This window comes from Desertivirga arenae, from assembly GCF_017355785.1.
In the GTDB taxonomy this organism is placed as follows: domain Bacteria; phylum Bacteroidota; class Bacteroidia; order Sphingobacteriales; family Sphingobacteriaceae; genus Desertivirga; species Desertivirga arenae.
Genome location: NZ_JAFEWE010000004.1, coordinates 283908 through 298411, shown reverse-complemented (window position 1 = coordinate 298411; position 14504 = coordinate 283908). Strand labels below are relative to the sequence as shown.

17 protein-coding genes are annotated in these 14504 nt (G+C 39.3%); 4 read left to right on the top strand and 13 right to left on the bottom strand.

Annotation, left to right across the window (positions count from 1 at the left end; all coding sequences use genetic code 11):
• Window positions 1-84: 84 nt before the first annotated feature.
• From J4N24_RS11010 to J4N24_RS10965, 10 genes are all read right to left on the bottom strand, one after another.
• A complete protein-coding gene (locus tag J4N24_RS11010; protein WP_207421945.1) occupies window positions 85-465 on the bottom strand; it encodes an NADH-quinone oxidoreductase subunit A in 381 nt (126 codons plus the stop codon).
• A 78-nt stretch (window positions 466-543) separates the two neighbouring features.
• Window positions 544-2217 carry a tetratricopeptide repeat protein gene (locus J4N24_RS11005; protein ID WP_207533737.1) on the bottom strand — a complete coding sequence of 558 codons (1674 nt, stop codon included), beginning with the start codon at window positions 2215-2217 and terminating at the stop codon, window positions 544-546.
• Between the two features lie 16 nt (window positions 2218-2233).
• The gene (locus tag J4N24_RS11000; RefSeq protein WP_207533736.1) at window positions 2234-3136 is read right to left on the bottom strand and encodes a PstS family phosphate ABC transporter substrate-binding protein; all 903 of its coding nucleotides are present in this window, start codon (window positions 3134-3136) and stop codon (window positions 2234-2236) included.
• Window positions 3120-3359, bottom strand: a complete 240-nt coding sequence (locus J4N24_RS10995; RefSeq protein ID WP_207533735.1) for a hypothetical protein — start codon at window positions 3357-3359, stop codon at window positions 3120-3122. Before J4N24_RS10995 ends, J4N24_RS11000 begins: the two co-directional genes overlap by 17 nt.
• A gap of 9 nt (window positions 3360-3368) precedes the next feature.
• A complete protein-coding gene (locus J4N24_RS10990; RefSeq protein ID WP_207533734.1) occupies window positions 3369-4208 on the bottom strand; it encodes an energy transducer TonB in 840 nt (279 codons plus the stop codon).
• Window positions 4209-4232: 24 nt separating this feature from the next.
• A complete protein-coding gene (locus tag J4N24_RS10985) occupies window positions 4233-4784 on the bottom strand; it encodes an ExbD/TolR family protein (RefSeq protein WP_207533733.1) in 552 nt (183 codons plus the stop codon).
• A 24-nt stretch (window positions 4785-4808) separates the two neighbouring features.
• Window positions 4809-5429: an ExbD/TolR family protein gene (locus J4N24_RS10980; protein WP_207533732.1), complete on the bottom strand. Its 621-nt coding sequence runs from the start codon at window positions 5427-5429 to the stop codon at window positions 4809-4811.
• A gap of 95 nt (window positions 5430-5524) precedes the next feature.
• Window positions 5525-6349: a MotA/TolQ/ExbB proton channel family protein gene (locus tag J4N24_RS10975; RefSeq protein WP_207533731.1), complete on the bottom strand. Its 825-nt coding sequence runs from the start codon at window positions 6347-6349 to the stop codon at window positions 5525-5527.
• A gap of 308 nt (window positions 6350-6657) precedes the next feature.
• On the bottom strand, window positions 6658-7005 hold the full coding sequence (locus tag J4N24_RS10970; RefSeq protein WP_207533730.1) for a translation initiation factor: 348 nt from the start codon (window positions 7003-7005) through the stop codon (window positions 6658-6660).
• Window positions 7006-7008: 3 nt separating this feature from the next.
• Window positions 7009-7893, bottom strand: coding sequence for a diacylglycerol/lipid kinase family protein (locus J4N24_RS10965; protein WP_207533729.1), 885 nt, complete (start codon window positions 7891-7893; stop codon window positions 7009-7011).
• Window positions 7894-8091: 198 nt separating this feature from the next.
• Between J4N24_RS10965 and metK the strand changes: the two genes are divergently transcribed.
• The 4 genes from metK to J4N24_RS10945 all read left to right on the top strand — a co-directional run bounded on the left by metK (window position 8092) and on the right by J4N24_RS10945 (window position 11431).
• Window positions 8092-9345, top strand: coding sequence for a methionine adenosyltransferase (gene metK, locus J4N24_RS10960; RefSeq protein WP_207533728.1), 1254 nt, complete (start codon window positions 8092-8094; stop codon window positions 9343-9345).
• 81 nt (window positions 9346-9426) lie between these two features.
• Window positions 9427-9987 (top strand): NUDIX domain-containing protein, encoded by a 561-nt coding sequence (locus J4N24_RS10955; protein WP_207533727.1) that lies wholly within the window; start codon window positions 9427-9429, stop codon window positions 9985-9987.
• Entirely contained in the window at window positions 9984-10700 is a 717-nt protein-coding gene (locus J4N24_RS10950) for a family 16 glycosylhydrolase (protein ID WP_207533726.1), read from the top strand. The genes J4N24_RS10955 and J4N24_RS10950 overlap by 4 nt, the downstream gene beginning before the upstream one ends.
• On the top strand, window positions 10697-11431 hold the full coding sequence (locus tag J4N24_RS10945) for a lysophospholipid acyltransferase family protein (protein ID WP_207533725.1): 735 nt from the start codon (window positions 10697-10699) through the stop codon (window positions 11429-11431). The genes J4N24_RS10950 and J4N24_RS10945 overlap by 4 nt, the downstream gene beginning before the upstream one ends.
• Before the next feature lie 12 nt (window positions 11432-11443).
• Here the strand turns inward: J4N24_RS10945 and J4N24_RS10940 are convergent, their stop codons facing one another.
• The 3 genes from J4N24_RS10940 to J4N24_RS10930 all read right to left on the bottom strand — a co-directional run bounded on the left by J4N24_RS10940 (window position 11444) and on the right by J4N24_RS10930 (window position 14487).
• Window positions 11444-12166 (bottom strand): LytR/AlgR family response regulator transcription factor, encoded by a 723-nt coding sequence (locus tag J4N24_RS10940; RefSeq protein WP_207533724.1) that lies wholly within the window; start codon window positions 12164-12166, stop codon window positions 11444-11446.
• 1 nt (window position 12167) lies between these two features.
• On the bottom strand, window positions 12168-13178 hold the full coding sequence (locus J4N24_RS10935; RefSeq protein WP_207533723.1) for a sensor histidine kinase: 1011 nt from the start codon (window positions 13176-13178) through the stop codon (window positions 12168-12170).
• A 94-nt stretch (window positions 13179-13272) separates the two neighbouring features.
• On the bottom strand, window positions 13273-14487 hold the full coding sequence (locus J4N24_RS10930; RefSeq protein WP_207533722.1) for an acetate/propionate family kinase: 1215 nt from the start codon (window positions 14485-14487) through the stop codon (window positions 13273-13275).
• Between the last annotated feature and the right edge of the window lie 17 nt (window positions 14488-14504).

Sequence of the window (14504 nt, the reverse complement as noted above, 5' to 3'; positions counted from 1 at the left end):
ATTTCATTTCAAGAAATGAATTTCAAAGTTACAAAATAGTGTAGTTTAATAGCTGGAAAAGCAGTCTATTTAGAAACTGTCTAACTAATCCCAGTCCAACGCCTTCTTCTTGATGATGTAGATGAAACCAAGAAGAAGAGTTCCCATGAAGATAAACATCTCTATAAGACCTTCGAATCCAACTTTACTAAAGTCGCGGAAGTTCACAGCCCATGGGTACATGAAGATCACTTCCACATCAAATAATACAAACAAAATTGCGACCAGAAAATATTTGATAGAAAAAGGCTGACGAGCATTTCCAACAACTTCTATCCCTGATTCGAATGGCGTTAGTTTTTCCTTGGTTTTGCGCTTGGGGCCAATAAGGTGGGTTAATACCATTGTAAAAACCACAAATCCTAGAGCGACAAGCATTTGTATAATTATTGGGACATAATTAACAGCAGTGCTTTGCGTTTCCATTAAATTAAATATCGTTGCTGCAAATATAAACTAAAAGAGCCGGAATAATCCGGCTCTTTTTTCTCTTATTTAAATTTTTTATTTACTACCACCAAGCGCTTTCATCGCATCAGCAGCATATGAATTGGCTGGATCAAGGCTTAGGGTTTTATTGAGGTATTCTTTAGCTTTACCTGGGTTAGATTGAAGATAAAATCCTGCAATGTTATTGTAGGCATCTGTCAGGTCTCTTTTATTTTTAGGGTCTGTCAGATTCTCAGGCTTTGCACTTAATACTTCTACATACTTTTCGAAGTAAGGAACTGCAAGTCCTTTCGGGTTCTTCTCGTTATCCAGGTAACGGTTAACTCTTGCGCGATATAAGTAAGCTAACGCGTAAGTTGGCGCCAAGGTATTAACTTTACTGAAAGCAGAGTCTGCTTGAACTAACAAATCTTTTGCCGCTGCCTTTTCAGCAGGAGCTTTTCCTACATAGTCAAAGTAATTTGAGTATCCCACGTAGAAATAATCAGTTACAGTATGGCTGGTAGTCGGACCCTGAACAGCCAAAGCATACAGTTTCGCAGCATCACCATACTTCTTGTCTTTAAAAGCCGCAGCTCCCAGTGTACTAAACTCTTCAGCTAAAGTAGAGTCCTTATCAATGGCTTTCGAAAGGTTAGTGTAAGCTTCAGGATCTCCTGTTTTCAACTGTGCCTTTCCTAAGTAAGCATAGTCCCAAGCAATCGTTCTCCTGGGTTCAACTTTAGACATAAAGTCTTTTAAGGCTTGAACGCTGGCAGGATAATTTCCATTCTCATAAGCTGAAATCCCTAAATAACGGTAAATTTTAGGATTTGAATTATCTTGCTTCACCATCTCCTGTGCTTCTTGCTCAAGAGCCTTCCAGTCTCCCTTGTATACTAACAAGTCTGCATAGCGTACTCGCGAGTCTACAGATCTATCCGTATTATCAAGATACTTCTTATAATTATCCACTGCGGCTTGTAGTCTCGCATTTTTCTCAGCTTCCGGTGCACCAAAACTCCATCTTAGATTAGTCTCAGCTAATTCTCTATATGCAGGTCCGTATTTAGGATTGATAGCAAGAACGCTGTTAAACTCATCTGTTGATTCTTTAAAAGCCTTAGTCATACGATTAAGAACGCCAAGCTCTATTTTGGCTCTTAATAAATTCTTGTCAAGTTCGAAAGCTGTACGGTAAGCGCCATAGGCCTCTCCGTGTTTCTGCTGACCACGGTATAAATCACCCAGGGCCAGGTAAACCTCTGCGTCCTTCTCATCCATGCTCTTCGCCTTCTCAAGATACGTCTGCGCGGTTGTATAATCAGGCTTTTCAGAAGCTATTAAAGCTTTAGCCGCATATATATAAGGATCGTTATCCTTTTTAGGGGCAAGCGACACAGCCTTCTCAAAATTGCCCTTCGCTGCAGCAGCGTTATTATTGATAAGATCTATTGCACCTAAACCGATATAATTAAAGGCATCTTTCCCATCGGCAGTTACACCCTTGGTAAAAACAACCTTAGCTGAATCAACATAATCTGTTTTTAAATATACGTTACCTAAAAAGAAATAATTCTCAGGAGCAGCAGGTTGCGCTGCTATAAGCTTTTTTAAGATTGATTTAGCTTGCTGATATTGCTCCGCATCTATTGCTTTCTTTGCATCAGCAATATTTTGCGCAAAGGCTGATGTACTCACAACACCCGCTATCAGACCTGCTTGTAATGCCTTTTTAATTAATTCCATAAGTTCAATTATAATTTTATTTAATGAAGATTTCTCTTGATGGTAGGCTGTCCGGCAGCAATCCTGATTTTAAAACAATCCTCTGACCCCTTTCACTAGCAAGGAAAGAAGCAAATCCCGTGCCCAATCCAGGTGTACCCTGACAGTTAATAATATACAAATTCCTACTTAACGGATATAATCCTAACGCAAGATTACTCTGTGAAGGTTTATAGAAAGCATCGCTTCCAGGCAGTCCCTTCAAATTCTTAACTTTCAAAATTCTTACATCTTTCACCAACTCCTCCACATCCTTCCCTGGGCTTTTTATCCAATTAACTCCTATAACACCTAATGCACCTTTATTATTGTGTACATACTTAATTACTTCAGAGTTTGAATTCAAGGCATATATTCCTGTAGCCGGTAATTGATCAACTTTCGCAAGTTCTTTTAAGTACCTCACAGTACTCGAATTTGCGTTGTCGAAGACAAGTTTTAATCTTTTGCTTTTACCCTGCATGGTCGCAATGAGCTCTTCTACTGTTATTGTAGAATCTACCATACTCCGATTAGCAATAAGAGTAACTGCATCCACTGCAAAGCGGTTCATCCGAATCTTAATTCTTTTTGACTCGAAAACTTTAGCTTCTTTAGGTAACAATGCCCTTGTCATGATCGCAATGTTTACTTGATTAGACAAGAAGGTATTTAAAAGTTTATTCTCTGGCTGAAAAATAAATTTAATCGTTGCACTTTGATAACTATTGCTGAATACGTCATATTGATCTTGCACAATAGGTGCCAGACTTTCATCAACAACAATCTGGGTGGAACCAGAAACGGCTGTTTCTTCGACACTGGTCTTATTACTCTTGTTTTGACATGAAGCCAAAACAAAAACAGTCAGAGCTATAAGCAATTTAATCTTCGTCATCATTACTTGTCGCTGAGTTCTTCATTTCCCAAAAAAACCTAAATAAAGCGTAAACTATCAGTAAAGCACCAAAAGCGATTTGATAGGGACGGTCGATGTTCAGTGTAAAGAACTTTGTAAAGATGACCAGCAGCCCTAAAACAAGGAAAAACGCAATTCTGATAAACCTAAAAACAAACAGAAATCGCTTTTCGGGCGATTTCTGCTGACTTTGTCTGTATGACATTGTATTATTTTATTGAGCTTCTAAGTTCAATACGATTGGAATAGTATAACTCACCCGTACTGGACGGCCATTCTGAATACCAGGATTCCACTTTTTAGATTTCTTAAGAACCCGAATAGCTTCTTCCCCTGTTCCCATTCCTAGATCTCTTACAACTTTGATGTCAGTAAGACTTCCATCTTTCTCAACTACGAAGTTCAAAATTACCCTTCCTGATACTCCCTGCTCTTTCGCAGCAGCTGGATAGTTGTATGATTTTCCTACATATTCGTAGAATTTATTCATACCCCCAGGGAATTCTGGCTGAACCTCAATGTTAGCTACTTCATACACGCCGTTATCTTCTACAACAGCAGCTTGTTGAGTAGGAGGAGCTTCACCTACAGGTTGATCGATACGAACCTCAGCATTTGGATCCCCTTCAATGGTTTTCTGTCCAGGGTCTTTAACTGCAAGTTCTTCCTGACTAGGTGGCTCTTCTTCACGTACCTGCTCTGCCGGTACAACAACCGGAGGTGGGAACCTCACTTGATCCACACGTGGTTTCGGTGGCTCTGCTGCCGGAGGCGGCGGAGGAGCCTGCTCATCGACAGGTGGAGGTGTACTTAACACAACCTCTGTCTCTATTATTCTCTCTTGCTCTTCTTCCTTTTCGCCCATCAAGCTTTTAATCTTAGCGGCGATTAAAGGAGAACTAACAAGCAAGATAAAGCATATAGCCCCTATAACCAGAGACTTATTGGTGGTTTTGGCATTCTCTTTACGAAGCACATATGCTCCGTAAGCCTGATTTCGTCCTGTAAAGACTACGTCAAGCCAAACCGGGTTAAAAATATCTAACTTTGCCATTTTCTTCTTTTATGGTACAAATAACTAGTAAAGTCCGTCTCGCTTTAACAAACCAATTTCCGGCTCGCTGATGTCTACAATTGCGTAAGTACCACCACCAACACCAATATTAGTGATTTTCATCTCGTCAAGGATATCTACCAGGTTCTTGTAGTTTGCTGCATCGCTAGCTTTAATAAGTACGATTAAGCCTTTTCCGGTTTTAGATTTGATCTCTTTAGATTTTTCTAAAAGAGCTTTCCTAATCCCGTTCTTTCCGTAGTTATCAACCTGGGGAGATGTTAGTGGGTTATCAACCAAGCCAATATACCATTCCAAGCGATCACCCTTACCAAGGAGGATGGTCATAGTGCGGTTATCAGCAACGTCGAACTTATCGTCTGTTTTTTCGTCTTTATCCGGCATTGCAAGGTCCATCGCTTGTGGCTTTGCAAGTGTAGTGGTAAGCATAAAGAATGTGATCAGAAGGAACATCAAGTCAACCATGGGAGTCATATCCACACGTGCACTCTGCTTCTTACTTCTAACCTTGCCACCCTTTTTCTTACCTCCACCGGAGGTGTCTAATTCTGCCATTTCTAATATTTTATAAGGGTCGAGTTAATCGAGTCCTTCTAGTGAAGTAATTAAACTAAATTTGTTTACCTCTTGTGACTGTAGAATGTCAATGATCTTTTTAACTACTTTGTAGTTTTCTTTTGAATCCCCTTTAATCGAAATTCTCAATTCTTTATCATTTAATTCTTTAGTAGCATACCGGGCGTTATAAATCCACTCACGCAATTCAGAAGGGTTTCTTCCTACAGAATCAGTAGGGATTCCTACCTGAACGCCTTCTTTATTTCTTTTATCGTTTGGTAAAGCGATTAACTGTTTTAACTGCGAAATCGGAACTCCGAAGTTATCCATTAAAGAAAAGCGCTTCTTCTCCTGATCAGTAAACTGGATATTATAACGTTCAGCCATTCTTTCCAGCATGCGTATGCGAACAGGCTGCCCCGCAACACCAAAGAAAACTTTTCCCTGCCCAATGGTAAGGGTAGCTATATCAGTGGTTGGTAATTTAATTTTAACAGTCGACGAAGGAGTATCCACCGGCAGTGGCTCAGGTTGACGTGCAGTAGCTGTTAAGATAAAAAAGGTTAACAGCAGGGATGCCACGTCACACATCGCCGTCATGTCGATTACTGTGCTCTTTCTGGGAACTTTAACTTTAGGCATCTTTTTATTTTATAATTGATTCCTGTATGCTTTTATATAGTGATGAAAAAGTCCGGGAGATTCCATAAAGTCCCGGACAAAACTTTCACTAAATTTTATTTATGAGTACTTGCGTATGTCTGTACAATTGAAAATCCTGCTTCATCAATTGAATAAGTTAACTTATCGATTTTTGAAGTAAAGATGTTGTACATGATAATTGCAACAGTTGATGTAGCGATACCTGTTGCTGTATTGATCAAGGCCTCAGAGATACCATTCGCAAGAGCAGCCTGGTCAGGAGCACCTGCAGTAGCTAACGCAGCAAATGATTTGATCATACCTGTTACTGTACCTAATAGACCTGTTAATGTACCTACAGAAACCAGAGTTGCAATGATTGTAAGATTTTGCTCCAACATTGGCATTTCAAGAGCTGTAGCTTCTTCGATATCTTTTTGGATTGCTAATGAAGCTTGTTCGATATCTAAGTTCGGATCTGCTTCAACCTCACGGTATTTCTTCAGACCTGATTTGATTACGTTTGCTACTGAACCTTTTTGTTTATCACACTCTGCTACTGCAGCTTCAATATTTCCGTTTGATAGAAATCCTTGAATTCTCTTAACAAATGCTTCAACATTTCCAGTACCTGCAGCTTTGCTGATTACAAAGAACCGCTCGATTGAAAACACGATTACCATTAATAGCATACCGATAAGGATTGGAACGATGATACCACCTTTGTAAACCATTGCGAAATAGTTTCCTGGAAGTGGGTGGCCTTCTGGATTTCCACCTTCAAAATTTGACGGACTTCCCATAACAAATTTCCAAAGTAGAACTCCAATTACAATGCAGAATACCATTGTAAGACTTGCAAAAATACTTGAACCTGAGCTTTCTTTCTTAGCTGTTGTTGGTTTTGGTGCGGTTGCCATTTTCTCTTAAAATTTAGTTTTAGTTTTAGTTTTTAATTATAGTATATAAAATTGATATGCTAAATAAGTAATTGCCTTTTGGCAAAAAAAATCTTCTTTTTTCAATTATAAAACGCGCAGCTAATTTTCATCTTCTTCTATCAGCGGTATCGTCAGATTGGGCAAAGAGATGCTATTTCCCCTTGATTTGCCGCCTCCTCTATATTATTTTACAATGAAAACTATTTTTTTCTTTAATTACAAGGCGCAATATAAACAGATTTCAATTAAAAAGTCAAAAATCCATTACAATTGAATCTCAGTGCGGATTACCCTCCCACTTTCTTAACTTTGTATTCATTTTGTTTTAACAATTCAATAACCTTATCCCTGAAATCCCCCTGAATAAGTATCTCACCATCTTTTGCCGAACCACCTACGCCGCATTTTTGTTTCAAAAACTTACCCAGTGCCGCAATATCTTCTTCTTTTCCGACAAAACCAGTGACCAAAGTCACAGCTTTCCCTCCTCTTTGCTTTTTATCTAGCTGAACTCTCAAATCCTGCTGTTTAGGAGGTATAGTAATCAGTTCCTCCTGCGACTCATACTCATAGGCGTATTCCGGATTGGTAGAATAAACCACGCCACTGATGTTCTTGTTTTTCTTTGACATCATTATTTAATGTAAAACTTTTAAAGACAATGGTTTTATGTTAGCTAGTATATCTCCGTTCACCCTTCGCGGTTCTCCGTCTAAATGAATCACTTCGGGAGTGTCAACATTCGTAGTCTTTATACGTATATTTTTCCCTTTTATTATTTCAACATATCTCGATTTCTCTGAAGTTTTACTAAAAAGATGATAAACCATTACCGGAAAATGATACAGCGGAAAGGGCTTTACTATGCATAGATCCAGTAATCCGTCTTTTAATGAGGCTGTTGGAGAGATATAAGCATTATTACCATACTGGGAAGAATTAGCGATACTGATCATAAAGGCATCCCGCTCCATCCTCTTCCCATCTATCTCAATCAGGTACTTTTTGGCCTTATAATTTAAGATTTCATTAAAGGTCGTTTTTACATAGCCTTTGAAACCTCGCTTCGGCAAAGTAGTGAACTGGTAGCTAATCCGGGCATCGAACCCTACTCCGCCCATATTGAAAAACTTGTAGCCAGCTAACTCTGCTGTGTCAATTACCTCTATTTTAAAACGATTCAGAGCCTTTAAAGCTCTGTCCGTCTTCAATGACACATTCAGGGAACGAGCCAAGCCATTACCCGAACCGAAGGGAATGATCCCCATAATACTATTTGTTCCTTCTACTGCAGAGGCAACTTCATTGATAGTACCATCACCGCCAACTGCCACTATAACATCTACACCTTCACTTGAGGCCCTTTCAGCTAAAGTAAAAGCGTGACCAGCCCGTTGCGAAAACTCGAATTGCGGATCATACAACTCAGGATCCAGGATCTTATCAGCAAGAGATTGAAAATTTCTCTTGTTCTTCCCTCCTGATATGGGGTTAATAATGAATAGTATTTTCTTCTTTAACACTATAGCGAAATAAGCTTTAATTTTTCATAAATTAAAAATTATTGTACTTTCGCATTGCAAAAAAGGTGGATTGATTTGCTATGCCAGTATACTGGCTCTGATTGCAACCACGTAAAAAAAAGTGCTAATCTATTACTATTTTTTACTTCCCTGCAATCCGGCGTCCCCCTTAAATAGAACATTTTAACTCAAGTTTTTATGCCTTATTTATTCACGTCCGAATCCGTTTCAGAAGGGCATCCTGATAAAGTTGCCGATCAAATATCAGATGCTTTAATCGATAATTTTCTTGCATGGGACGCAGACTCTAAAGTGGCCTGCGAAACCCTGGTTACTACCGGTCAGGTGATATTAGCCGGAGAAGTAAAGTCCAGTACTTATCTCGATGTTCAAAGGATAGCCCGGGAGGTAATTAAGAAAATCGGCTATACAAAATCAGAGTACATGTTTGAAGCGAATTCCTGCGGTGTGTTATCTGCTATTCATGAGCAATCAGCTGATATAAACCAGGGAGTTGACCGTAAAGAAAAACAAGAACAAGGAGCGGGGGATCAGGGGATGATGTTTGGTTATGCCACAAATGAAACCGACAATTACATGCCTCTTGCACTCGACCTTGCACATAACTTGCTGATCGAACTAGCTGCATTAAGAAGAGAAGGTAGCGATATCAATTATTTACGTCCCGATGCCAAATCTCAGGTTACTATCGAATACAGTGATGATCATAAGCCTATCCGAATTGATTCAATAGTGGTTTCTACTCAGCATGACGAATTCGACACGGAAGAAAACATGCAGAAAAAGATCAGGGAAGACATCATAAATATTTTGATCCCCAGAGTTAAAGCGAAATTAAGCGCTGAACTTCAGGTCTTATTCACTGATCATATAAAATACCATATTAACCCTACGGGTAAATTTGTAATTGGCGGGCCTCACGGTGATACTGGCCTCACAGGCAGAAAGATCATCGTAGATACTTATGGAGGAAAAGGCGCACATGGCGGCGGTGCATTTTCAGGTAAGGACCCCTCTAAAGTTGATCGTTCCGCAGCTTATGCAACTCGCCATATTGCTAAAAATCTTGTAGCAGCAGGCATTGCTGACGAAGTATTGGTTCAGGTTTCTTATGCTATCGGAGTTAAAGATCCTATGGGCATTTATGTAAATACCAATGGAACTTCTAAAGTAGATCTTACAGATGGAGAAATCGCGCAAAAAGTTGGAGAACTATTTGACATGACTCCTTTTGGAATAGAAAGCCGCTTGAAACTGAGAAATCCTATTTACTCAGAAACCGCTGCTTACGGACATATGGGAAGGAATCCTCAGATTGTATCAAAAACCTTCGAAGGAGCAAATGGAGAAAGGCGAGAGGTTGAAGTAGAGCTCTTTACCTGGGAAAAACTAGACTACGTTGACAAGGTGAAACAAGCCTTTGGAAAATAATTTGAAAGCCTCCTGCCAAACAGGAGGCTTTTTCAATTTGTATCTCCTTTTAATATTTATAAATACACTACTTATCAGCAGATGGTTGACGAAACAAAAAACCCCTGGACTACGCTTTCGGGTAAGGAAATTTATGATAATCCCTGGATTAATGTAACCGAATATCAGGTTATAAACCCCTCAGGAGGAAAGGGAATTTATGGTAAAGTGCATTTCAAAAATTTTGCACTTGGTGTCCTTCCGTTGGATGATGAAATGAATACCTATCTGGTAGGGCAATATCGCTACACTTTAAACCAGTATTCGTGGGAAATACCTGAAGGTGGAGGCCCTTTCGGTATAGAACCTCTTGAATCGGCAAAAAGGGAACTGTTGGAAGAAACGGGACTTACAGCCTCTGAGTGGACGGAACTTATGCCATTCCATCTATCCAATTCCGTTTGTAACGAATTCGGATACATCTATCTGGCACGGGGATTAAAACAAGGCGAAGCAGAGCCTGAAGAAACAGAAGATCTCCAAATAAAACGACTTCCATTTGAGGAGGCATATCAGATGGTTATCGACGGAAAAATAACTGACTCTCTTAGTGTTGCTGCTATACTTCGAGTTAAGATCATGATCCTTGAAAATAAAATATGATACCTGGCTGGAGACTGCTCCTACTTGCTCCAGCTATTCTTCTTTTTAATGAGATCTATGGCCAGGAGATGATGAATGATCAGGTAAAGTTTGAGGATTACTTTGAAACACTAAGCAAACAGCATTGGACTAAGGCCTCACATACCTTCGAAAATAACCTTGCTTACTTTTCAGGAAGAAATCTTTCTGTTAAAGATGGCAGGCTCTATCTCATGTTAGTACAGGAAGCACGGAAAGGAAAACCCTATTCTGGTGCTGAAATCCGCAGCCGGCAAAGTTTTAGATATGGAAAATTTATAGCCCGTATAAAACCAGCAACAGGGGAAGGCATAATTTCAAGCTTTTTTTTATATGACACAAAAGGTAAGGCTCATGAAGAGATTGATATTGAGTTTACCGGAAAAGACAAAAACTTAGTTCACTTTAACCATTGGGTTAACGGGAGAGAAAACCCTGCTCATTTTAACTTGAATTTTGATGCATCGAATAGCTATCACGAGTATTCTATTTTGTGGTTGCCTGATTATATTTGTTGGGAAATTGATGGAAAAGAGGTTTATAGAACAACCAAGAATATTCCACAATCGGAGATGAGACTGATGTTTAATATATGGGCATCAAAAACCAACAATTGGGCAGGAAGCTTTGATAAAGCTCATTTGCCTGCAACTTTAGAAATCGATTACATTAAAGTATATTCATACAAGGAATGAATAAGTTATTAGGATACCTGTTTTCACCACTACAATATCTTGTTTACGGACTTTCGTTAGTTATCTTTCACCCATTACAATGGCTCTGCCTGAAAACGGGAGGCTATAGCGCACATAAGAAGTGCGTGGATATCCTGAATTTTTTTCTGATTAGTTCTTTTTATTTTGCAGGTACAAGAGTATCCTTTAAAAACCCTTATACACTTCCAACTAACCGTTCAATCATTTTTGTCGCTAATCATCAAAGCATGCATGATATCCCTCCATTAATATGGCATCTGAGGAGGTATCATGCCAAGTTTATTTCAAAGATTGAACTAACCAAAGGCATCCCAAGTGTATCCTTTAATCTCCTTCATGGCGGAGGGGCAAATATCGATAGAAAAGATCCTAAACAATCGATAATGGAATTGATGAAACTGGGACAGAGGATGAAAGAGAACACCTGGTCTGCAGTGATATTTCCAGAAGGCACGCGATCTAAGACCGGGGAAGTGAAATCCTTTAATACAGGCGGAGTTGCTGCACTTTTAAAGAAAGTACCCGATGCATTAATAGTACCTGTCGCCATTGAAAACGGATGGAAGTTCGTCCAGTACGGGAGTTACCCTTTGAGTTTCGGGGAACATTTGAAATTCACAGTACTAGCGCCGATCGAGCCTAAAGGTAAGCCGGTAGAGGAAGTGGTCCTGGTAGCAGAGAACCTTATTCGCGAAAAAGTAAATGGATAAGCGATTACCTTATTAAATATTCTTATCCTCTATTTGCTTAAAAAAACTATCCCGATAGGTATCACCGATGGGGATAATCTTATCAGCGATCTGAATCCTGCTTCTCTCAATACTTTCAATTTTATCAATAGAGATGATATAGGATTTATGAACCCTTGCAAAACGGCCTGATGGTAATACCTCTTCCATTTTTTTCATGTGCTGAAGAGTTATTATGCGTTCTGCCGGTGTAAAAATGGATATATAATCTTTCAACCCCTCTATGTACAAAATATCATTTATGTATATTTTCTGAATCCTGTGTTCTGTTTTCACAAAGATAAATTCAGGCGATTGACTGGTGACCTTCTCTGCAACAGCAGCTACCACGGGTTGTTGCACCGAAACTTGGACCTGAACCTTGCTTACCGCTTTATAAAAACGGTCGAAGGCAATCGGCTTCAATAAGTAATCACAAATATCCAGCTCATATCCATCCAATGCATATTGTGAATAAGCTGTCGTTAAAATTACTTTACATTTTCCATTAAGGATCTTTAAGAACTGTATTCCCGTCAGTTCTGGCATTTGAACATCGAGGAACACCAGATCGACCTGATCCTGCTGAACTATAGAAAGAGCTTCAAATGCGCTTGTGGTAGATTTTATAAGCTCGAGAAAAGGCACTTTATCGATATAATCTACAAGGATATCGAGCGCTAAAGGTTCATCATCAACGACAAGGCAGCGTATCATTTTATAAAACTAAAGATAATTCAGTACAATAGGTAACTTCCCTATCCGTAATATTTAAATAGTACCGGTCAGGATAAAGAAGGTCGAGGCGCCTCTTAACATTATTTAACCCAATACCACTGGTCAGATCTTTATTATGTGAATTTTTACGGTTGATAACGCTAAAGTTAAGCCTGTCACTAGTGATTTTAATATGAATTTCAATTGGATGCTGGGGATCAGAAGCCACACCGTGTTTGAAAGCATTTTCGACAAATGCTATTAGTATTAAAGGAGCAATCTTTTTATCATGATCATCACCCTCCACACTGAGGTTTACATAAGCATCATTTTTAAACCGCAACTTCTGCAGTTCAATATAATTATCAAGATACCTCAGCTCCCTGGCCAGATCAACCCTAACCTCATTACTTTCCTGAAGCATATAACGCATAATTTCTGAAAGCTTCAAAACAGCCTCAGGAGTTTTATCAGAACGCTGATAAGCCAGGGAATAAATATTATTTAAAGAGTTAAAAAGGAAATGGGGATTTATCTGCGACTTTAAAAAAGCCAGCTCGGCAGCTAACTTTTCTTTTTCAAGACTTCGTTTAACCTTCTCATTTACAAACCAATCTGTGCTGAATTTGAGAGCAGTACTGGTAAATACGAAAAAAGTACTTGTAAATACTGAAGCTATATAATAATCCCTGAAGCCAATAGCGCCGCTTGTTTGACCTCTTACCAGAATTGTATCACTAAAAACATTTGCCAGTCCATATTTAAGAAGGCCCGAAACCAGGATCAGTCCTATAATACTGGCGGCACAGGCAAGGTATTCACGGGAGTTAAGGTACCGGGGAAGCAGGTAAAGGTAATTGATATAGAAAATAGCAATATTACAGAAACCAAAATAGACAAAGATAACCAGCGCTTCACTAACCGATCCTGATCTGCTACTTATAAAAACAAAAAAAAGCAACAGGACCAGCCAGATTATTGCATGAAGGAAAAATTGCCTAATTCTACTCATCTTCACAAAAATAGTTCAATCATGAAAGATTTGGAGTAGAATTAGACAAACTTGTCCTTTTTCTCGGCCAATACCTTAAAAAGTATCAGCTGACTTAAGCAATTTCTTCTTTGGCCTCTATCAATTCAAAGCACTCTTTAGCAATTTCAAGCTCCTCATTAGTTGGAATAACCATCACTTTAACTTTTCCTTCGGGGAGACCAATTTCACGGTTTTCTTTCGAGCGTACCTTGTTCTTATCAAGGTCAATTGTAATTCCAAAGAACTCCATATCTGTACAAACCATTTCCCGAAGAGCAGCATCGTTTTCACCAACACCCGCAGTAAAGACAATGGCATCGAGACCATTTAAGGCAGCTGCATAAGAACCAATAAACTTCTTGATACGGTAAGCATACATATCGTAAGCTAACTTCGCATTCTTATCACCGTTTGCAATAGCTTTCAAAATATCACGCATATCGCTAAAGCCTGTTAATCCTAACATCCCACTACGTTTGTTGAACAATGTATTTACTTGTTCGATATCATATCCTAATTGAGATACCATATGGAATACAACAGAAGCGTCAATTGAACCGGTACGTGTACCCATGATCAGCCCATCAAGAGGAGTTAATCCCATACTGGTATCTACACATACACCAGCATTAACTGCGGCCATGCTACATCCATTACCCAGATGAATCGTAATGATCTTCGCAGCAGGATTTTTAAGGTAACTCAATGCCTGAGCAGCCACATATTTATGACTGGTACCGTGAAAACCATAAACACGGATACTATTCTCTGTATAAAGGGATTCAGGAAGTGCATAACGAAAAGCCTTTTCAGGCATTGTTTGATGAAACGCTGTATCGAAAACAGCTACCTGAGTTGCTTTAGTAAAGATTTTTTCTGAAACAGTGATACCAATATAGTGGCCCGGGTTGTGCAAGGGAGCTAAGGTAGAAAGACGTTTGATCTCTTCTTTAACTCCTGGGGTGATCACCGTAGTTTTAGAGAAGCTTTCCCCTCCATGAACGATCCTGTGTCCTACAGACTCTATCTCTTCCGGATTCTGAATAACACCTATTCCAGGTTCAGTAAGGAGCTTGCCAACCTCCTTCATACCCATTTCGTGATCAGCGTACTCAAGCACACGTTCAATCACCTTCTCTGTTCCATCCTGATAAACCTTGTGAGTAATAATTGAGTTTTCAAGACCGATACGTTCAACTAACCCACTGCAGATAGGACTCTGATGAGGCCATTTGAAGAATTGATATTTTATAGAGCTGCTACCGCAGTTAACAACGAAAATATTCATGTTAAAAAATCGATTTT

Excerpts from the sequence above, each read along its gene's own strand:
- J4N24_RS11010 (WP_207421945.1), bottom strand. The coding sequence starts at position 465 with ATGGAAACGCAAAGCACTGCTGTTAATTATGTCCCAATAATTATACAA.
- J4N24_RS11005 (WP_207533737.1), bottom strand. The coding sequence starts at position 2,217 with ATGGAATTAATTAAAAAGGCATTACAAGCAGGTCTGATAGCGGGTGTT.
- J4N24_RS11000 (WP_207533736.1), bottom strand. The coding sequence starts at position 3,136 with ATGATGACGAAGATTAAATTGCTTATAGCTCTGACTGTTTTTGTTTTG.
- J4N24_RS10995 (WP_207533735.1), bottom strand. The coding sequence starts at position 3,359 with ATGTCATACAGACAAAGTCAGCAGAAATCGCCCGAAAAGCGATTTCTG.
- J4N24_RS10990 (WP_207533734.1), bottom strand. The coding sequence starts at position 4,208 with ATGGCAAAGTTAGATATTTTTAACCCGGTTTGGCTTGACGTAGTCTTT.
- J4N24_RS10985 (WP_207533733.1), bottom strand. The coding sequence starts at position 4,784 with ATGGCAGAATTAGACACCTCCGGTGGAGGTAAGAAAAAGGGTGGCAAG.
- J4N24_RS10980 (WP_207533732.1), bottom strand. The coding sequence starts at position 5,429 with ATGCCTAAAGTTAAAGTTCCCAGAAAGAGCACAGTAATCGACATGACG.
- J4N24_RS10975 (WP_207533731.1), bottom strand. The coding sequence starts at position 6,349 with ATGGCAACCGCACCAAAACCAACAACAGCTAAGAAAGAAAGCTCAGGT.
- J4N24_RS10970 (WP_207533730.1), bottom strand. The coding sequence starts at position 7,005 with ATGATGTCAAAGAAAAACAAGAACATCAGTGGCGTGGTTTATTCTACC.
- metK (WP_207533728.1), top strand. The coding sequence starts at position 8,092 with ATGCCTTATTTATTCACGTCCGAATCCGTTTCAGAAGGGCATCCTGAT.
- J4N24_RS10955 (WP_207533727.1), top strand. The coding sequence starts at position 9,427 with ATGGTTGACGAAACAAAAAACCCCTGGACTACGCTTTCGGGTAAGGAA.
- J4N24_RS10950 (WP_207533726.1), top strand. The coding sequence starts at position 9,984 with ATGATACCTGGCTGGAGACTGCTCCTACTTGCTCCAGCTATTCTTCTT.
- J4N24_RS10945 (WP_207533725.1), top strand. The coding sequence starts at position 10,697 with ATGAATAAGTTATTAGGATACCTGTTTTCACCACTACAATATCTTGTT.
- J4N24_RS10940 (WP_207533724.1), bottom strand. The coding sequence starts at position 12,166 with ATGATACGCTGCCTTGTCGTTGATGATGAACCTTTAGCGCTCGATATC.
- J4N24_RS10935 (WP_207533723.1), bottom strand. The coding sequence starts at position 13,178 with ATGAGTAGAATTAGGCAATTTTTCCTTCATGCAATAATCTGGCTGGTC.
- J4N24_RS10930 (WP_207533722.1), bottom strand. The coding sequence starts at position 14,487 with ATGAATATTTTCGTTGTTAACTGCGGTAGCAGCTCTATAAAATATCAA.